The organism is Campylobacter concisus (genome assembly GCF_002914005.1).
In the GTDB taxonomy this organism is placed as follows: domain Bacteria; phylum Campylobacterota; class Campylobacteria; order Campylobacterales; family Campylobacteraceae; genus Campylobacter_A; species Campylobacter_A concisus_N.
In genome coordinates, this window is sequence record NZ_POZU01000072.1 from 27,858 (window position 1) to 46,846 (window position 18,989).

Annotated in this window: 22 protein-coding genes and 2 pseudogenes; 7 read left to right on the forward strand and 17 right to left on the reverse strand. The window is 39.3% G+C overall.

The features are described 5' to 3' along the window. Nucleotides 1-10: 10 nt before the first annotated feature. The 7 genes from CYP54_RS08680 to CYP54_RS08710 all read left to right on the forward strand — a co-directional run bounded on the left by CYP54_RS08680 (nucleotide 11) and on the right by CYP54_RS08710 (nucleotide 4,273). A complete protein-coding gene (locus CYP54_RS08680) occupies nucleotides 11-592 on the forward strand; it encodes a hypothetical protein (protein WP_103604947.1) in 582 nt (193 codons plus the stop codon). A gap of 74 nt (nucleotides 593-666) precedes the next feature. Beyond that, nucleotides 667-1,128: a DUF736 family protein gene (locus tag CYP54_RS08685; RefSeq protein WP_103604948.1), complete on the forward strand. Its 462-nt coding sequence runs from the start codon at nucleotides 667-669 to the stop codon at nucleotides 1,126-1,128. A 9-nt stretch (nucleotides 1,129-1,137) separates the two neighbouring features. Beyond that, nucleotides 1,138-1,506 (forward strand): hypothetical protein, encoded by a 369-nt coding sequence (locus CYP54_RS08690; RefSeq protein WP_103604949.1) that lies wholly within the window; start codon nucleotides 1,138-1,140, stop codon nucleotides 1,504-1,506. Nucleotides 1,507-1,514: 8 nt separating this feature from the next. Continuing rightward, complete coding sequence (locus tag CYP54_RS08695) at nucleotides 1,515-1,964, forward strand: hypothetical protein (protein WP_103604950.1); 450 nt, start codon at nucleotides 1,515-1,517, stop codon at nucleotides 1,962-1,964. A gap of 10 nt (nucleotides 1,965-1,974) precedes the next feature. Continuing rightward, nucleotides 1,975-2,157 (forward strand): helix-turn-helix domain-containing protein, encoded by a 183-nt coding sequence (locus CYP54_RS10350; RefSeq protein ID WP_103604951.1) that lies wholly within the window; start codon nucleotides 1,975-1,977, stop codon nucleotides 2,155-2,157. Between the two features lie 505 nt (nucleotides 2,158-2,662). After that, the gene (locus CYP54_RS09745; protein WP_141108522.1) at nucleotides 2,663-3,004 is read left to right on the forward strand and encodes a hypothetical protein; all 342 of its coding nucleotides are present in this window, start codon (nucleotides 2,663-2,665) and stop codon (nucleotides 3,002-3,004) included. Between the two features lie 735 nt (nucleotides 3,005-3,739). Beyond that, nucleotides 3,740-4,273 (forward strand): ATPase, encoded by a 534-nt coding sequence (locus CYP54_RS08710; RefSeq protein ID WP_087586366.1) that lies wholly within the window; start codon nucleotides 3,740-3,742, stop codon nucleotides 4,271-4,273. 73 nt (nucleotides 4,274-4,346) lie between these two features. On the opposite strand, the gene CYP54_RS08715 is transcribed toward CYP54_RS08710, so the two are convergent. The 17 genes and pseudogenes from CYP54_RS08715 to CYP54_RS09955 form a co-directional block, all read right to left on the reverse strand. Continuing rightward, the gene (locus CYP54_RS08715) at nucleotides 4,347-6,632 is read right to left on the reverse strand and encodes an apurinic/apyrimidinic endonuclease family protein (RefSeq protein WP_103604953.1); all 2,286 of its coding nucleotides are present in this window, start codon (nucleotides 6,630-6,632) and stop codon (nucleotides 4,347-4,349) included. Continuing rightward, the gene (locus tag CYP54_RS09945; protein ID WP_181001564.1) at nucleotides 6,632-11,908 is read right to left on the reverse strand and encodes an LPD23 domain-containing protein; all 5,277 of its coding nucleotides are present in this window, start codon (nucleotides 11,906-11,908) and stop codon (nucleotides 6,632-6,634) included. The genes CYP54_RS08715 and CYP54_RS09945 overlap by 1 nt, the downstream gene beginning before the upstream one ends. Next, nucleotides 11,908-12,768 (reverse strand): hypothetical protein, encoded by an 861-nt coding sequence (locus CYP54_RS08725; protein WP_103604954.1) that lies wholly within the window; start codon nucleotides 12,766-12,768, stop codon nucleotides 11,908-11,910. Before CYP54_RS08725 ends, CYP54_RS09945 begins: the two co-directional genes overlap by 1 nt. Then, a complete protein-coding gene (locus CYP54_RS08730) occupies nucleotides 12,755-13,054 on the reverse strand; it encodes a hypothetical protein (RefSeq protein WP_103604955.1) in 300 nt (99 codons plus the stop codon). Before CYP54_RS08730 ends, CYP54_RS08725 begins: the two co-directional genes overlap by 14 nt. Nucleotides 13,055-13,116: 62 nt before the next feature. Next, nucleotides 13,117-14,355 carry a hypothetical protein gene (locus tag CYP54_RS08735; RefSeq protein WP_103604956.1) on the reverse strand — a complete coding sequence of 413 codons (1,239 nt, stop codon included), beginning with the start codon at nucleotides 14,353-14,355 and terminating at the stop codon, nucleotides 13,117-13,119. An 87-nt stretch (nucleotides 14,356-14,442) separates the two neighbouring features. Continuing rightward, nucleotides 14,443-15,045: a hypothetical protein gene (locus CYP54_RS08740; protein WP_103604957.1), complete on the reverse strand. Its 603-nt coding sequence runs from the start codon at nucleotides 15,043-15,045 to the stop codon at nucleotides 14,443-14,445. Next, nucleotides 15,042-15,374 (reverse strand): hypothetical protein, encoded by a 333-nt coding sequence (locus CYP54_RS08745; protein ID WP_103604958.1) that lies wholly within the window; start codon nucleotides 15,372-15,374, stop codon nucleotides 15,042-15,044. Before CYP54_RS08745 ends, CYP54_RS08740 begins: the two co-directional genes overlap by 4 nt. Further along, on the reverse strand, nucleotides 15,371-15,925 hold the full coding sequence (locus CYP54_RS08750) for a glycosyl hydrolase 108 family protein (protein ID WP_103604959.1): 555 nt from the start codon (nucleotides 15,923-15,925) through the stop codon (nucleotides 15,371-15,373). The genes CYP54_RS08745 and CYP54_RS08750 overlap by 4 nt, the downstream gene beginning before the upstream one ends. 41 nt (nucleotides 15,926-15,966) lie before the next feature. After that, a pseudogene (nrdD, locus tag CYP54_RS09985) lies at nucleotides 15,967-16,134 on the reverse strand (anaerobic ribonucleoside-triphosphate reductase). After that, a complete protein-coding gene (locus CYP54_RS08755; RefSeq protein WP_087586358.1) occupies nucleotides 16,121-16,453 on the reverse strand; it encodes a phage holin family protein in 333 nt (110 codons plus the stop codon). Before CYP54_RS08755 ends, nrdD begins: the two are co-directional and overlap by 14 nt. Nucleotides 16,454-16,455: 2 nt before the next feature. Then, entirely contained in the window at nucleotides 16,456-16,680 is a 225-nt protein-coding gene (locus CYP54_RS08760) for a hypothetical protein (RefSeq protein ID WP_035142478.1), read from the reverse strand. Then, nucleotides 16,667-16,960, reverse strand: coding sequence for a hypothetical protein (locus CYP54_RS08765; RefSeq protein WP_103604960.1), 294 nt, complete (start codon nucleotides 16,958-16,960; stop codon nucleotides 16,667-16,669). Before CYP54_RS08765 ends, CYP54_RS08760 begins: the two co-directional genes overlap by 14 nt. Beyond that, nucleotides 16,944-17,321, reverse strand: coding sequence for a hypothetical protein (locus CYP54_RS08770; protein ID WP_103604961.1), 378 nt, complete (start codon nucleotides 17,319-17,321; stop codon nucleotides 16,944-16,946). Before CYP54_RS08770 ends, CYP54_RS08765 begins: the two co-directional genes overlap by 17 nt. Then, a complete protein-coding gene (locus CYP54_RS08775) occupies nucleotides 17,318-17,806 on the reverse strand; it encodes a DUF2829 domain-containing protein (protein ID WP_103604962.1) in 489 nt (162 codons plus the stop codon). Before CYP54_RS08775 ends, CYP54_RS08770 begins: the two co-directional genes overlap by 4 nt. A gap of 87 nt (nucleotides 17,807-17,893) precedes the next feature. Continuing rightward, the gene (locus CYP54_RS08780; RefSeq protein ID WP_103604963.1) at nucleotides 17,894-18,496 is read right to left on the reverse strand and encodes a DUF7338 family protein; all 603 of its coding nucleotides are present in this window, start codon (nucleotides 18,494-18,496) and stop codon (nucleotides 17,894-17,896) included. Continuing rightward, nucleotides 18,459-18,608, reverse strand: coding sequence for a hypothetical protein (locus CYP54_RS09950; RefSeq protein ID WP_181001566.1), 150 nt, complete (start codon nucleotides 18,606-18,608; stop codon nucleotides 18,459-18,461). The genes CYP54_RS08780 and CYP54_RS09950 overlap by 38 nt, the downstream gene beginning before the upstream one ends. Continuing rightward, nucleotides 18,605-18,989, reverse strand: a pseudogene (locus CYP54_RS09955) (hypothetical protein); the annotation flags it as partial. The gene CYP54_RS09950 and the pseudogene CYP54_RS09955, both read right to left, overlap by 4 nt.

Here is an 18,989-nt window from a genome sequence, read left to right on the forward strand (position 1 = left end):
AGGAAAATAGATGAAGCAGATGAACGAAACGCAGCAAAAGGCTTTTGAGATATATCTCGAAAGTGCGACGTTTGAGAGCGACTATAAGCCTATTAGCGAGGAGCAGCTAGCTTCAAAGCTTGACGCTCTAGGATTAAAAGGATCAAGCAGCTCTATAAACCGCTGGAAAAAGGATTTTAACTGGGTGCAAGCCTTGCAAAATAAGGTGACGCTAGCCATGAGCGAGGATAAGCAAACTAGAAATTTGCTTCAAAGATCAAGCTTAGAAACTGTAGTTAAAAACACCAAGGTTGATATCGAGCGAAACAATGTCTTGCTGGCTGCTAGCTATGAGATCATGGAGGGCGAAGCAAAGCGCATCGTAGCAAAGCAGCGAGAGACAGGCACACTTAGCGACGAGGACTTTGAGCGAGCGAAATTTATCTCTACCCTCTCAGCTGGCAGAAGCGACAAGATGCTAGACCGCCTAGCCATCATGCCACCAGAGGCTGTTTCAGCTCAGCAGCTTTTATCTCGTTTAAATGGGGTCAAGGTTGAGTTTGAGGACGATGTTATTGATGCAGAGGTGCAAGATGAAAAAGCTAGCTCTTAGGCTTATGCTGGCTTTTACGCTAGTTATTATTTTAGCGATATTTCAAAATTTAGCAAATTTATAAAGGATAGAAGATGAACGTAGGCTATTTTAAACGCAAAAGCTACAAAAACGCTGATGGCGAGGAGATTGGATATATAGGTGGGACTATCATGATCCCATTTTTAAGGCCCATAGAGATCGTGATGTTTGGCACAAGTGCAGAAGACAGGCAGAAAAATAAAGACTTTCCAGGCTTTCATCTTGCCCTTCAAAAGCCAAAAGGCTATGAAGGTGGCAGACAGATAATAGGCGCACTATGGGGCAGAAAGAGCAAGGATGGCACAAAAAGCTACTTAAGTGGTTTTATTGAAACGCCAGTAGTGCCAGGTTATAAAGTATATATAGCTCTTTTTAATGCTGGAGAGAACTCTAAAGAGGGCATGCTATATGATGTTATTTGGAATGCTCCTAGACGCAGTGAACAGCAAGATATACCACCTAGTGAAGATACGAACACTGATTTTTGTGAAGATGATCAAGATATACCATTTTAAGGAAATAAGATGGAAATAACTAAAATTTACGTTTGTAGCCCCTACTCGGTATTTGGGAACAATAAGAAAAAGGCAAGAGAGGTGGCCATCAAGGCGCTAGCAGAAGCCAATGAGTATTTTAACGGCGATGAAAAGTATGAGCTATTTAGCCCAGTTCTAAGTAACTCAGCCTATAGAAATTTAAGCTATGACGAAGTCATGAAAATTTGCCTAAAACAGCTTGATAGTTGTGGCGCTTTATTTGTGCCTAGTGAAAAAACTTGTGATCCAGACATCACTCAAAGCTCAAAAGGTATTTTGATGGAGATGAACCACGCTTTACTAAACGACTATGCGATTTACGACCCGGGCGCGCTTTTCGGGGCGATTGAAATATAGGATAATAAATGACTACAGCAGAGCTAAAAGACGCAGCCATCTTTGTGATGGCTTATTCATTTTTAAAGATGGATAGCACGCAAGATCTAGGACTTTTCATTAATGAAAAGGCGAGCAAATTTATAGATGAGCTGATTGAGATTATGTCGCCTATTGTGCAGCACTACTATGCTTTTAAAGAGCGTATAGAGCTTCAGATAACAGCCCTTGAAAACAAGGCCAGCATTTGCAAAAGTGATTTTAGCACCACAGCACCACAACTTGCTTGTGACCTGCTCTATCTAAAATTTGCACCAAATAACCGTAAAGGGCAGAGATTAGCACCCATGCTGGCGGAATTTTACGCTTGCAATAAAGATAAGATAGCGTATATTCTAAACAAAAGTTACGACACGAAATACAGCAAGGAAGCCGAGGACAGCCAAAACCTCGCCTATTTTTACATTGAAAATATTTAAAGGATAAACTATGACACCACTTTTACCTATAACAGATCCTATAACGACTAAGCAGGCCTGCGAGCTTTTAAAGTGCAATGCCGTGACCTTATGGCGCTACGTCAGAGATGGTAAATTAAAAAGTATGCCATCACTCGCAAAAATGTCCTCTACTCCACAAGCGAGATCATGGCATTTCTTGAAGCCTCAGTAGTTTCACCATCTAGAGCTTAAAGCTCTATAAAAGACTGAGTATGAATGCAATTTTGGCCATAGTTATGATAATACTAAAAATCTAAGACCCAAGACTAATTACCAACACTCTTTAATAGTGACTTACAAGCTTGCAATTACAAATAAACACACAAAACTGAGCGGCGAACTCGCCGCATCTTATTGCAAAATCTATCAAAACATCTTTCTTTGATACCGTTAAAAATTTCTATAAGAGCATTTAGTTACGATTGCTAGAAATTTTAGCGCAACTGCATTGATCGCAAGCTCCAACGCTGGCGCGCCCAAGCGGCTGGCTTGCCAAAGAATTTTTTACTTATTTTTTTATCAGCAGGTTAGATAAAAGTACGTTTTTTGGGCTATTGTCGCCATTTTAACCGCTCACAATATGAAAAAAGTTTGAAAAAATTTAAAATTTTTAGTGTGACTGTAGTATTGTATGGCGCAGGCCAAGTGGGTTCATAGCCCCCCCTATCAAAGATTTTATGGCCAGCTTTGATCTAGCAGGCAGCTCACACAAACCAACCAACACATCACACTCCAGCCAAGCCCACATAGCTAGCACGCACACAAAGACCAATAGACACATTAAATTACCTCGTAATTTTTTCGTAATCCTAATCACAAGCGATAAACAATCCACAAATTCTCACGTGTTTCGTCCAACGCTTTGCCGTCTCAGACGCACCAGATCAAGAACCATACAAGTTTTTATCTCAAAGCTCGCACGTCCAATCATTCCGTATCATCTCGCTATCAAACCATACAACGCAACTGTAAAAGAAATTTTGACAGTTGAGTTTTTGCACTCTCACGCTATTAAATAGCACAACAAAAATACCAAGGCCAACGCACCAAGCCAATAATCTATAAATTTCTATCCAAAGCTCACGCATCCAAGCACCATACACCACACCAAAGCTTAAAAAATAAAACTAATCTATCTTTCAAAAAGCCACTCTAACCTTAAACAAAATCGCCATTTTTCATAAAAAATTAGCCAAATTTACTCGCTCTAACCTTAAACAACTTTTCTTTACTACACGCAAGAGCCGTATTTTAGGCACTCTCTTATTTTTAGTATTGAAAAGTATAATTTTCATGAGTAAATTTTCACACCATTTTTTGACCATTTTTGCCAAACTAACCTTAAGCCATTTTTCTCAAAAATAGACAACGACCAGCGTGCAAATTTTCATTTTTTTACACAGCAAATATCCGGCCAAAATAGACGCCATACACCAAAAAACAGCGGCGGCCTACGCACCAAAAAGCTACAAATATGTAAAAATGGGCTGGGATTACTCTCAAAAACTCACACACTCACCCCACCCCGACAAGCCATCTCATTACTTGCTTTGGCCGCTATTGGTGTTCGAACTTACGCCATCGCTCCTAAGTGAAAAACCGGCACCGCCCCGCCACTTGCTTGCGATCGCCCTATGATAATCTTTACCAACATCCTACTAATTGAGGCGGACAAACCCTAAACTAAACACAAGCCGAATAGTTTGAATAAAAAATTGATAAAATTGCACAATTATAAAAAACAAAGGTTAGACATGCAGTCCAAAGAGCTTAACGATCTTTTTTCAGTAGATAGACTAAAAGCATACGCTAGTGATGATGAGCATAGAGCAAATCTGCTGCTTATTGGCCAGCTAGCACCAAAACTTGGCATCATCGAAATCATTACAAGAAATAAAACAGCGCAAATTTTAGGAAACATAGATAGTGTTTTCATATCACGCCAGACTTTTGGTTATTGGTGTAGGCTAATAGATCAAAATAAAATACACAACGATCTACTAGATCTACGTGAATTAAATTTATCAAAATACTCTAAATTTAATAGGCAAAGCAAAAGTACTATGCTAAATTATAAAAAAGTAAAGATATGCTATTCACTACTTCTAACTATTAGAAATAGAGCCTTACATTGGGAAAATCTATATAAGCTAAATGCCGATGGCACACCACGTATATCAACCAACTTAGATGGCATAGTAGCAGGTATAGATCCTGAAAATTTAAAGCTTTTTATAGATGATATTTTATGCTGTTTTAATGAAGATTTAAAGGGATATCTTGAGTGAGGGCTTTAAAGCGCCCCCGGTGAATTGTAGGTTAATTATAACCGAAATCTTATTAAAAGTAAAGGAGCTCCCATTACTCTGGAAATTTGATTTTAGAAATTCCAAAAGCTCTTCCGCCCTGTTTGCTTTGTTTTAGCAGCTCGATGTTCAGCTTCACACCATCAGCACTTGCGTGCTCTTTGATACGTTTAAATTTGGCCTCTGCTCTTGCCTTAGCCTCGCGCAGATCCGCTACGCTTAGTTTTGCGACCCTTTCATTATGAGCTTTTGCCTTTGCCATCTTCTCTTCATCTTTTGAGTTTGGTATCTTTACAGGCACGAGTTCTTCGTACTCTTTTCGCGCCTTTTTTAGCTCCTTGCCGTACTCTTTTTCTTTATTAAACCTTCTTACACCAATACCCCTTGCCATTATGCCGCCATATCCTAGATCATCTTTATTGTAGTCTTTAGGTGCCACATCTAGTCCCGTGACATCGGCAGTTGCCTGCGCACCTAACTGCTGTCCGTAGCGGCCAAGAGGAGAGATTGGTGGGAAGTAGCTTTTAGTTAGCTCGAGCACTCTTTTGGTTATTTTTTCGGCGACTGAGTCCTCTTCACCCTCTATTTTGTAGCCTAGCGTGCTCTTACCACTTGCTATATTTATTGCTCCTCCGACAAAGCCTCCATTAAACTCTAGTTTGTCAAATCCATCAAACCTAAAGCCAGGCACCAAGCGGCCAGAGTTAAAATACCAGTTCGTATTACCAACTCTCATCCAGCTTTTTACACCTACAAGGTTTGGTAACGTACCACTTTCGGCCCACTCCGGCTTTGCTAGGTTATCTCGCTCATTATCAGCGCCCAGCCATGCGCTGCCTCCGCCGTAGGCCAGTACGGCTTGCATCATCAAAAATCTATCTGGCCGCTTTAACGCAGCCTTTAGCACCATCGGAGTTGATTTTACAGCATAGTGTAAAAAAGGCTGAACTCCGCTTTTATCCAGTAGTTTTAGCGTGCCGTTAAAGTGCGTTGAGTAGTCCACGTAACTATACTGCGCGTCTTTCATTGCTGCCTTTAGCTCATTTGCACTAAATTTGCTAAAGTCATTTACGTCAAAACCCTTGTCTTTGGCAATAATTTCAAGATTTTTCTTAAACCTAGCTATTTTAAATACCTTATCCTCCATCGAATATAGATATCTAGCTTTCTCTCCACTCCAGCTACCCTCGGCCATATATGCTTCTTTTAATGCCTTGGTTAAGATATTGCCTTTTGACTCGCTTTGCAAAGGCTTTACCAGACCTTCGAGATCGTTTAGATGACTATCAAGTCCTAATGAATTAGCCAAATTTTCCCATTTTTTAAACTGCTTATCTCCTCTCATCCATGCGGCCGTAGTTTTAATTGCTTCATTAAAATCTCCATGCAAAAACGCAAGAGCCATATTTGAGCCAAAGTTATAAAGATGCGTAAATGGGTTTTTTACAGTAACGTTTACTTTGATATGGTCGATTAGTTTAAAGTATGAGCCGTTAAATTTAGCCATCTCTCGGCCTAGCATCTCAGCCTCGGCTAGAGCATTTGCGACATCTTCAGGGATGTATTTGCCAGCTAGTGCTCCATACTTCTTTATACCTCCGCCTGCACTTTCATCACTCATCTTTACCCATTTTAGCTCATCAACACCTTCAGGTGGCACATCTTTAGCAAATTTATCTGCAAAAAGCTTTAACGTCTGAGCCTTAAGAAGCTGCTTTTTTTGCTCTAGGATCGTGTTTGTGACCGCAAAAGCCGCATCGTCTTCTATCTCTCTTAGTTGTTTTTGCTCCCAACTCATCTGTTTTCTAGCAAAAAATTTGCTTTGCTTTAGTGCCTTTGCGATGCGGCTATTTTCTTTTGCTTCGTCTAGGTGCTTTTTGTAGTAGTGTTTTATGTAGTCTTTGATGACGTTTTTTGACTCTAGTGCACCAACATCCACCAGAGCTTGTGCGCCGTCATCGATAGTTTTACGCACTTTTTCGTATAGCGGTCTTACATATTCTGGCAGCTCTCCTGGATCCATCTCACCATCAAGTGCCTTAAACATCGCCTTTCTATTGCCAAGACTTAGTTTGCCAAGATACTCTTTAAACTGGCCAGCTTGCGTATATATGGCAGCTGTTGTTCTATGATATTCTCCTAGCAATTCATCTATCTCTTTGGCATGCTCTCTGATATCTAATAACTTGCCAGCAAATGGTATGTTTTTATCAGTCCACTTCGCAGCCTTGTCAAGTCCATCACTAGCCTTTTCAAAGGCACTGTCAACCTTTAGTGCCCAACGATCTAGCAGCTTACTTGATCTTTTTTGGATCTCTTTTAATGGACATTTTTCACTCATTAGCACAACCTCAATCCGTCTTTAATATTTCCATCTTTATCTAGGTTTTTAGCCTTAAACTCTTCAAATTTAGCTACAGCCACCTTATCTCCACTCTGAGCTGCCTTTTTTAGCTTGTTTAGCTCAGCAGTCTTTAGTATCGCCTCTTTTTTGATAGGATCTAGCTCGTTGCGATACGCTGCCTTTACTTCAAAGCTCATGTTTTTTAGCCTTGCTCTATCTCCTACACCAGCTAACTCCTGAAGTGCATTCTCTTTTATAGGTATACTATCTATTTGGGACTTTGCGTATGCATCTACTCTTATATTTCCATCTTCTGCTATATCTATAAAAAATCTCTTTTTGTCTCCATCTTTACCCACCTTGTCAAAGTAAATTTTGCTTTCATTGATTACTTTGAAGTCTGCATTTTTTATATCGTTTTTTAGGATAGTTAGCTGTTTATTGCTTAAATTTATGCTTTTACCAAGCTGCTGGGTGGTTATCTCTTTTGTATCAAATTTACTTATCAGCCCGGCTTTAAAATTTGAGTCATTAAAGCTCTCTTTATTCATCGCTGCTATACTCTCGTCTAGCTCTTTTTCGACATTTGGATGCTCGCGCTTTATCTCCTCTATCCTACGACTATAGCTTATACCGTCCTCTTTGCTTACGATCGTTTCATTTGGGTTCACGTCAAAGGTTTCGTGCGGATGTGCTTTACCATCTAAATTTAACCTATTTTGCACATTTCTAGCTTCCGCTTCTCCGTGGCTTAGACGGTAGCTCTCGTCTTTTGCGCCGGACCCTCTAGCAAAATCCTCTATCTCTTGTATAGCATGCTGCGCTTCGTGCATGAGCGTCGATTTGTCGCCCAGATCGCTTAGCCCTATTTCGTTACGCGCCGGATCATAATACCCCTCCGCCCCTGATTTGTAAATATTCGGGCTATCGCTAAAGTTCCCGTTGTTTTTTACGTGTTTGATTTGCGCGCTATCAAAGACGACAATTACGTTATCGTCGATTTTTATACCGTCGTAGCCCGCCTTTTTTAGCTTATTTCGTAAAAAATTCTTGCCTACGTCGTAGTCGTTTTTGTTTAGCACGGCGGCTAAAACGTCTACTTCACCCGTGACATACCTGTCATAATATTTATCGTAAACAAAATGTGCCAACTCGTCGTTGTCTGCATCTCTTAGCGTATGTACGTCGTGAACTAGCATTTGATTGGGAGTTTGAACATAGTCGCCGTTTTTATCGTAAAGCATAAATCCCAAATGATCTTTATCGGCTATCCTAAACTCGCGCGCCCTTAGTTTTTCCATAGCCTTTCGCCAAATTTGACGTTCGGATTGGAACTCTTTAAAAGCCTTCTCGCTTAGTCCGAAAATATTTTTTAACGTATCGTAATCATTTATTTTTTCTATTTCAAAAGGTTTTGTGATTTTTAAATAGCCGGGTATCAGCTCGGCGCTCGCGTATTCGTTTGCCTGCTTTTGGCTTACGGTAAACCAAAAACCGTAGCCGCTGCCTTCAGGCTGTCTTTTGAAAATATCGAGCCCACCCTCGTTGCTTCCGTGATAAAACGTTTTCGGGCTTCCGTCGGAGTTTTTCGTAATAGGCGCGCTATCCTTATGCCACTCTTTCAAATTTACGTCGTATTTGACTTGCGGATTGCGAAACTCCATAGACTTTTTAAGGTTTCTATTAGAGTAGAAGGATATAATGGAATTTGGATGGGATGCGGAGATCCCATCCGTTTTTTCATATACCACAACTCTAAATTTCACACCTTCTTTATTACCCCATTCATAGATCCTACCACCATGCTCGTCTATAAAAGGCTCTTTAAATTTTTGCAGATACTCTCTTATATTTTTACCAATATTCAAAAGCTCACTTTGTGTTATTGCACCTTGCGCCTCTGGTTCTAAATGTTTTTTTATATGTATCGCTCCACCTTTTTTGTTAGAACCCTTTTCAAACATCAAAGCATCATCTATCTTTTCTAGATCACGCCTTACCAAAGTAGCACTCTTATCATTATAAGTTACATTATATATCCCCCGCTTTTCTTTTTGCACAGCGTCTTTTGTGCTTAAAGAAGCCTCTTTTGGTATATCATCGCTTATCTTTTTAACGCTAATATCCTTTAGCTCCGGATATGCTTTAAATAGCTCTTCATGCTCCAGTAGCTCACCTAGCTTTCCGCCACTTTTAAAATTTGGATTTAGCCTTGCCTTGCTGTCTCCTATCTCAAATTTCCAAGCACCGTCTTTATCCTTAAACCACCCCGTCTTTTGCCAGATTTCTACCTCGTCCACGCCCTTTTCGAGCATTGCTTTAGCCTGATCTAGCTTGCCGACGTTTGCCGTGATCGCTTTTTCTCCAGCAAAGGAATTTATGCTTATGTCTTTGCCATTTGAATAAAGCTTGCCTAGAAGTTTAGGATTACCTTTTGCCATTTGTGGCATCTTATTAGCTACACCCAAGATCTTATTATAAAACTGTGGTGTCATCTTTCTTGCAGCTATTGCCACCGCTTTACTTCCTGCAAGCCCTGCTATAAACCCAGCAGCAAATTTCTCTGGATTAAAGCTTCCATCTTCATCGATAGAATTTAGTGTGCCACCAACCAAACCACTTGCTATGTGAGAGTTAGCATTGATATTTCTGCCACCTTTTGGATTATATAAGCTTCCAAATTCCCGCTCAAAGTCTTCCATATCAGCATATTCACTGGCTTTTTTATACTCATAGCCTAGTGCATCACTGCTTTCAAGATCAGATTTTAGTTTATTAAAAGTAGCCTCATCCATTTTGCCAGCTCTTATCTTTGCGACGTCAGCTTTTGTAGTTAAAAAATCAGCCTTATAGTTTTTTTCATAACCTGCTGGAGTTAGTTTATACTCCCAGCCGCCAACTCCTTCGTTGCTTTCAATGGTTCTATCAGTTATTCTATTTTTTCCATGCCTTGCATCTTTAGATAATACATTTTCTCTGTCGCTTAAGAATTTATCAACATCATATTCATTTACAAGCTTTTTATACTCTTCTTGTGTTTGTTTTGGTATAATCTCACTTGGCAGCCCAAGCTCACTATTTGATTTGCTGCCTGGCTGGATGAAAGTTTGGATAATGCCAGCATTTTTAGAGTTTTCTCTGCTAATCCTATCAAGACGTTTTATATCTTTTTCTTTTACTTTTGTCGCATGTTTTACTTCGCCACTTTCTTTGTCAACTGCCAACTTGCCTATTTTATTGTCGCCAACCCTTTTGACTATTAACGCATAATCAAGTCTATTATTATTAAAAAAATGTGTAGGCTCATTTTTTATCTCTTTAACTAATTTAAAAACATCACTTGGCTTTTTAAACATTTCAGGGTGCTTATTAGCAAGATAATCTAAATCCGCACTAATCTCATCAGTTGTTATCTTTGATAAGTCTCTCACATTTGGAGCCAAGTCCATTTTTACATTCAAATCACTTTTTGGCTCTGGGCTTTCTTTTGTGATAAAATTCTCGCCTCTTATCTCATTATCGCCGCTTCCTTGTTCTTCCACCATTTGCTTGCTTGCAGCTGTGGCATCAGTATCGCCATCTGTTTTAAAGGCTGGTCGCTGCTCCATTTGCTCATCGCTCTGGGCTGTCCGCTTTGTCTGGCTAGCGCTTGAAGTATTGCGTCCGCCTTGGCGTAGTATTTGCTCATCGCTTGCTTGTCGTTCTCCTGTTCGGCTTGCATTATCGCCGATATCAGAAACGCTATCTGATAATCCGTTATTTTTTGCTTCTTCATTGACAAAACCACCCCCTACTTCATCTCTATCTCTGATCTCGTTAGCTACTTCTCTTTGAATTTTATTCTCATACGCATCAGCTACTTTTGAATTTGCATAGTCTTTAGCAATGTTTATATCTTTATTTATATATGCTTGTGTAAAGGCCTGCACACTCTCATCACTAAAACCTCTTTGTTTTAGCCTTGTGGCATAAATTTCTGGAGTATAGGTCTGTGCTACAATATCTTTTTCAAGTGCATAAAATATCCCTTGTCCGGCAAGTCTAGCATCAACATCTGATCCGTCATTATATGCCCTAGTGTAGTTTATTTCATCTACACTTGGCTTAAATTTAGCATTGATTAGCTCTCGTGCAGCACTTGGTGACATACCTTGTTTTTGATACTCGCTAATTGCTTTTTGAGTATCTGCATATCTTATGGCCGATTGCTCCCTAGCGTTATTTATACTAACTTGTGCGGCTTGTATCTTCTCGCCATAAGCTTTAGCATACTCTCTTTGGATCTCAAAGTTTTTAAATTTAACTATATCTGCATAAGTGTCTGCATCCGTCCAGTCGCTTCTTTCTTTGCCCTGCATAGCCTCTTTTAATACATTTGTGGCCGTATCTTCATCAAGTCCCGTCTCTTTTGTGGCAAATTCCCTAGCAGTCATTGTCTGAGCCTCTTTTAACTCAGTGCCCACACCATCTCCACTGGCACTATTGCTGCCATCTAAAAACTCACTATTTTCGGCACTCTCTATCGCATCAGCCTCGTTTGCCAATTTATTTGCCTGACGCTTTGCTATGAGCTTACTTATGCCACTTACTCCATACTCCATCAAAGGCCCCAGGATCGCTCCGCCTACTGCACCAGCAACTACTCCTTCACCTATATCTCTATCTCCACCGTATGCAGAAACGCCACCTGCAGCAGCTCCAGTTCCAGCATAGTAAAGAATCTTTTTCCCCCATTTTGCAGAGCTACCCAAAGGTATAAAATTTATAGGATCTATAAAACCGCCAACCAAACCACCAGCCAAGCCTGCGACGTTCCATTCTCCTGGATGAGCTTGAGCCCATCTTTCATCAGCCTTATCTATTCGCTTGATTTCTTTATCTGCATACTCACTAAGACTACTTTTTGTCTTTTGCTCAAATTTAGCTTTTTCGTCTCCACTTATTTTTTTGTTTAGATAGTTTTCTATATCTTTACCATAGTCGTTAAATTTAGAATAGGCATTAGCTGTCTCCAAAACGGCCTTTTTGGTGTCGTCCCAACCACGCCTTATCCATCCGCGACTAGCGTCATCGTTCATCTGCTCTATTTCATAATCGCTCATATTTTCGTATGCACCTTGTGCTGCGACACTCTCGTTTATGCCTCTATCTATTAGGCTTTGTTTTTTGGTTTCATATTCTTTTCTAGCCAAGTCTCTTATAGCCAAAGGGCTAAATCCAAGTCCTTCAAGCTTTTTTATATTATCATCGCCTAAAAATTCTCTTGCAGTCATTATAATGCTCCATCTAGCAAATAATCTTTTGCAAAATTTGGATTTTTTGCACTACGCTCCCGATATAGTCTATTGCTCTCCGCTAAATCACCAGTTTGTTCCCATAGCTTTTTGCGTACTTCTTTACGCAAAAGCTCTGGCGACATCGCATCTATTTTTGCTTTTCTCTCGTTTCTATCCTTAGTGAGCTGATTTACAGCAGCAGCTGGGGCGTAAAATCTACCGTCATTGCCTTGTCTTACTCTTCCGGTCGGATATAAAAATTTAGCCGTCGACTCATCTACTACGACCTCCGTATCGCTTCCTCCCTGCTCACGCCTAATCGCCGTTTGCACGTTTCCAAAATTAATCACATCTTTATCGCTGAGCTTAACCCAGTCGTCGCCAAATTTATCTTTTAGCTCGTCTTTTAAAATTTCGCGGTAATAATTCGCCTTTTGAGAACCACCCGTCTCTTCGCCACCTCTTTGGGTTAAGTAATTATAATAGCCGTTTAAAGACTTGGCTTTGTACCAATCCACTTCCCTATCTCTATTTGCTCTTAGCTCATCTATACTTAGCTTTTTCTCATTAAAAATGCGGTCTTTTTCATCTTTATCTTTTTGATACGCTAGCTCATCACCTCTAGCTTTCATAGTTTCTGCATGCGAGTTTTTTCTAAAATTTAGCTCATCGTTTCTAAAAAGCTTTTCCTCTTGATATCTCTTGTTATCATCATCTAACTTTTGACGATTTAGCCCTATATCTGCTATATCCTTTACGCCATTTGCAACAGCACCAAGCCCAACAGCATATCCAGCTTTAGGACTTAGTGGACTTAATTCCGGACGTCTTAAAAACTCTATGTTAAAGTAGCCCATTTTTCTTTTTCTCCTCTTCTTCCTTGTCGATCATACCAGCAGTTGATCTGGCCCAACCTTGTTCCAAGTTTTGTTGCATCTGTTTTTGACGTGCTTTCTCATCTTTTAAAATTTGCAAATTTAGATTATAGTTTTTCATAGCTAGATCATTTTGCTTTTTAGCCTGCTTTCCTTGCTCTACTGCACTCCATATCCCAGCACCAGCACCAAGAAGCGATCCAAAGGCCTTTAACCCATCAGCATTTTCACTAGCCTTAGCTCCTAAATTTTTTAAAAAATCCCACATTTCTTAGCTCCTTTTTTAATGATATTATTACTAGGACATTTCCTAAAAAACGTATATTTTTACTATGCCATAGCTCCACCACTAGCACTATTTCTACCAGCGCCGTTTCTATCATGAGAGCTATTTCTACCAGCATTGCCATGTTTTTCAGCCTGTCTTTGTCTACTTTTTTCACTACGACTCATACCTGAAGAGCTACCACTAGAACTACCATGTTTCTCAGCTTGCCTTTGTTTGCTCTTATCACTACGACTCATCTTTGAAGCTTTATCAAGATCCCTAGCCATACTTCTAGCCATACCCAAAGCACTATCTCTTTCTTTTTTGTTTAGTCCCTTTTCTTTACCACTTACTAGATTGTCGCCAACTTGACCTATATACATTCCAAATTTAGTTTTTATGCCAGCTATTTGCCCAGTTCTTTGATAGCTCTCTTTATCATATGCCAAATCTTTTGTTGGTACACCACCAAACACGGATTTTATTCCATCCAAAAAAGAGAGTGGTGCTTCATATATCCCATGACCTATCTCATTAAACCCTGCTATATCACCACCAAAACCATAGCTTATATCAAGTCCACTAGCTACTTCAAAGGCTTCATCTAAAACAGAGCCTAGCACCATACTAAGCCCTAGCGTAGCAAATCCGGCTTGCAATCCTAAAGCCTTACCTAAAAGCCCTGCGGCCACATCTGCAATTTTTGCAGTTGAGACCTGGCTTACGACATCTGCTACAACAGCACCACTTACTTTGCCATCATAAGCCCATCCAGCAACTATCGCACCAACAACTCCAAATTTTGTATATGCTATGTTTTGCAAAGTCTGTTTAAAAAAGCCCTTTTGCCTTTGTTCTACCAACTCTCTAAGGAAATTTTTATCAGTAGCGGTTCTTTTACTAATAGATCCATCATCCATAGCAAAACCGATCTTGCTACCGCTTTTTTCATGTAGCCTATTAGCTAGCTTTACTATCTTTTCAGTATCTTCACTTATCTCATCATATATCTCTTTCTCTCGCCTCTTTTCATCGGCTGTTTTATAAAAGATTATTTGCATAGGCATCAGAGCAAACTCAACAAAATCCTCATTAAGCTCCATCATAGACGAGATCTTATCTACAAAAAAAGGTAAAAAGATAGAAGTGTAATTTATATTAGAAATCCTGCCGATTGCATAAGCAGCACCGGCAGCAAAGGTATTAGCATAAAGTTCTCCGCCAGCTAGATAGCTAAAAAGATCATCTGGCTCTTTGTTTGTTATGTTTAGTTCGTCATCAAAGGCTATAAACTGGCTCATTTTACTCGCTCAGAAATGCTCCCTTTGGGGCCATTTTGCTCATTTTACCCGCTTTGCTCAGAAATACCCCCTTTGGGATCGCGTTGCTCATTTTATTTTAGGTAAATTAAAATTTTTTACCTTTTTAATATTTATACCAGCTCTTTTGATAATCTCATCGATTATATTAAAGAGGTATTCAAACATATCCGAAGGCACACTAAGATTTCCATTAGAAACATTTTGCATAAAATCGCCAGTCATCATACCAGCCTTTATAATTCTATTATCGTTTATCTGCTCTTTTATGGCCACTTGTTGCTCTTCAGCTAGCTTAGTTTCGGCCTTTGTTTTTTCAGTTTGAGCTCTTGTAAGTTCTATTTGCATTTGCAAATTTTGTTTATCAAGCTCCAGTCTATCTCTAAGCCCTTGGTTTTTGAGTTCCAAAGCTTCAAGCTCTTTTTCTAGCGTTAAAGCTTTGGTTGCAACATCACCGGCTGCATCCATAGCTTTTGTCGTAAAGGCAATCGTCATCTCAGCCATAAGCGAGGTTATAAATTTAGCCCTAGCATCATCTGTTATTTGAAAGTTATCAAACTCGCTTTTTATATGAGCTAAAGCTTTTTGATATATCGAGCGCTCTCCAGTGCTACTTGCCAAAATTGCTTCAAAATTTTCTACAAAATTATCTTTATAATTGATCGCACTCACGCTAGTCCCTTTCTTATTCTGTCTAATTTATTTAACTTTAGTCTTTGTGTGGCAATATCATCTTGTAAGTCACCAACAATGTTCTTAATACCGTTATTTTCTATGTCGCCTATCCTGCTAGATAGCGCATTTATGGCATTATTTATATCACCAAATGAGCTCTCATAAGATAAAACCTCACTTTTTAGCTCATCTATTTGTATCTGTTGCTTTTTAATTTTTTCATCTAATTCTTCAAATGAGCTCTCATAAGACAAAACCTTACTTTTTAGATCATCTATTTGTGTCTGCTGTTTTGTGATTTTTTCATTTAGCTCTTCTATTGTCATACTGCCTCCGCTCTTCTTCTCCAGCCATTGGCATAAACTCTTAAATTTGGATTTTGCTTAATTAACATGTTGTAGTGTTCAAGCTCCGCTCTATCAAACTCTTTGTCAAATTTCTCTTCATCTACTTTATTTATAGCGGCCAAGCTTATCTCACCCATTATGCCATCATCTACTACACCGGCTATTCGTTGTGCAGCTCTTATGGCAGGTTTTGTATCGGCGTTTACGCCAAAGATAAACATTTCATTGGCCTTTAACTGACTATTAATTTCACCAAGCCTCATCCTATCCCAATACATTTGCTTGTAAAATTTCCAAACTTCATCACGAAGATCCTTGTTATCAAACAGTACCCTTGATATTTTTTCTGTATCACCACCATAAGCTAACGCAGCAAGTATCTCATTCCAACCTTTCCAGCTTGAATGATATTTTTGATATATCCCCATAAATGTCCACTCACGCTCGGTAGGATTTTTGTGTAAAGCTTTTTCAGGGCGACTAAACTCTAAACTCATTAAAATTTGAAAAGCGTTGTTAAAATCTGCCATATTCACTCCTTGTGTTAATCTTTTTAAGATTTTTTAACACATTACTTTGACGTGTTAAAATTTTCATCAAAAAATACTCGCTCTTTATGCTCGCCTTTTTTACCGATGTTAAAACCCTCTACTGGGCGGTGATAACCCATAACTCTACTTCATACGGTGCATCTAGTGCGCTGTGCTTGCATGCCTTGCAATATTTCACTGTTTGTCATCACCAAACTCCTCATGTTTAAAACTTCCGCCGTAGTCGTCATAGCCATCGTATCTCCTTCCAGCCTTGCTTGATACAAAGTCTCTAACAAATATCAGTGCCTCACTTCCCATCCAAGCACCCACACCACAAATCGCAAAACTCACATGTTCGTCCTTGGCAAAAAAGAAAGCTATCTCATAAACAATATATGCACTAAAACAGCCATCCCACGTTCGTTTGAGTAAAATTTTTACACCTCTACCACCATTTTTTATAAAAGCGGTGATAGATCCTGCACAACCTATGATTAATACATAAAATAAATAATGTAATTCCACGGCTATGCTCTAAAGATACTAATTATCTTTGCCGGGCTCAATAGAACATTTACTACACCCTGAGTGATGGCCAACGCTGTGAGCTTCATTTCTTCATTGTAAAAAATATTGCCGTAAAGGCGGTACAGGGCGACACTAAACACTACCATAAACAAACCACCAAGTAACAGCACCAAACAGCGCCTAATTTTGCTTTTTGCTTTTGGTAGTAGCTTAATCTCGCTCATTTTTTTCTCCCCATTTTGCTGCGGACGTACTAGATTGCGGCATATTTGCATGCACACATTGTCTTAGAAGATCTTCGCAGGCTTTAAAATACTCTGCTATTTTCTTTTGATTATCTGGATCGCTTCTATCTCGTTCTGGTTTTTGTGGCATTTTGTCAACGCAAGATACTGTGATATATACATCTTGATATTCTGTTTGCTTAATGATTTGTGGCTCTTTACTCGCACAGCCTGAAAATATAGCGACAAGAAAAATCGTGATCTTAACGTGCCAGCTCATCAAAAATCCTTTCGCAACGCTCCAGCTTCTCTTCGCAGCTTTGTGTAACCAGTGGCTTGATACCATCAAATTTGCTCCTAGCTTTTTCTTGTGTCTTTTTTACATCAGGTTTTTTTATTTCAAGCTCTTTAAATTTAGCATTCTGCAACTCTATCTTTGCGTTGCACGCCTCGAGATTTGCTTTGACAACTGCACTAATTGCCTCTTTTAGAGCTAGCTCATTTTGTGCTTCCTTTAGTTCAGTCTTAGCGTCTTTAATACCACCTTTTAGACTATAAATTTCAGCTCCAAGTCCTAGCATTACACCTATTAACCCACCAATTACGATTAGCCAAAGTTTATTTGCAATTAAAAAATTCATTCTACTAGCACCCAGTCAGTAGCAAGAACGTCTGTTTGGCTAGCAAGCCACGGCACAACCTTATCGTCAGCCGTCTTCATATCGATGTGAGGGCAGTAGTCAATCTCCTCTCCCTCTCCAAAGATAGATAAAAGTGGTTCGCGATTTGCGATAAATTTAGATCCTTTGACCAAAAATAAAAACATCCCTTTACCATTCCAAACTTTGCGAGCTACCTTTTTACCCTGTTTTAAAAAACGTATCGCAGAGCCAAAATCAAACCCATCAGAGATATTTTGATAGGCAGCTTCAAAAAGATTTTTAGGTGACCATGAGATGTAGCCGTCAAAATTTGGATGATTTTTCTTGCTATCAGCATACTCTACAAGATAGCCCTCATCATTTGGATTTTCATCCGTAGGTACTTCCCAGCCACGTAGCTTGTTGTACTCTCCACGATTCATTGGCATTGCTTTAATCTCTTTCATTCCTATGTACTTTTGCATTATGTCTCCTTTGTTTAATAAAATTTATAAAAAAATACAGCCGTCAATAGACTGTAACTATGGCCACCAAATTCTTCATGGATGACTTCACTGTTTAACCCTTTTAAATGGATTTACACACCAAACACTTTTAAGCACTTTCTTATCATCTGCTTCAAGATATGTGCTTTTGTTCTCTTCATTCATTCCACATATATCCATAAGCTTCCAGCCTAGATATATCCTGCAATAAAACTTAGATTTGCCATATCTTATTTCTTTGTAATAACCAAAACGCTCACGTCCATCTTTCATCTTGCAAGTCACTAGACACTGGGTGCTTTTTACTCCTTTGTTTTCTGTAGCTAGAGTATCACCTACGCTTTTAACACTGCTTGCATCTATATCTTCAACCTTTACGCCTAGATACTTCGCGCTAAAGTTTCCTATCCTATTACGATATAACCAACAAAGCCTAGCCCAATAAGTTTTATTTTTGCCGTTTGAGAAATGCTCGTTTTTCCAGCCATCATCGCCGTTTATCCCATAGTCATTTTCATCAAACCACGCCGCCCATTTAGGCAAATTCTCGCTTTTTTCGTCGCAGGCTAGCAGAGCGATAGGCACTACGATAAAATGCAGTATTTCGATAGGTAACTCAATAGCTACATTTTTAAGAATTTGTAGTTTTTGCTTTTGGTTTAGCTTCATCTTTTACCTCTGCTTTATAGTTAGGGCATTTAGGGCACTCGCTCCAAGTGCAGTTACCATCTTTATCAAGTTTTGATGCACAAATTTCGCACCTTTTAATTCTTATTCTCATTTTAATTCCTCTCTTTGAGCGATTAGCTCTTTATATTCAGCCCTTAGATTTTCAAGTACGGCGCTATTTCCAATAATCAAAGCATGCCTAATATGATTCTCGCACTCACTTATATCAGCTTCAATTTCTGCTAGCTGTTTGGCTTTTTCATCTATCTTTGGCTCTTTACTTAGCCCCTTTTCTTGTCCTAATTCGGTTATTGTTAGGGCATTGTTGTCATTGTCATAGTAGGTTTCGCCACGCTCGTCTTTTACTTGCTCCCACTTTCCATTAGTAAAAACATTTGCGTAACCAGCTTTTGGCTCAGTTGGTGCGATCTGTGTTGCGTTTGGAGGCATTAGATAGATCGTTTCGCCCTTGCTGCTTGCTAGTGGATCTATT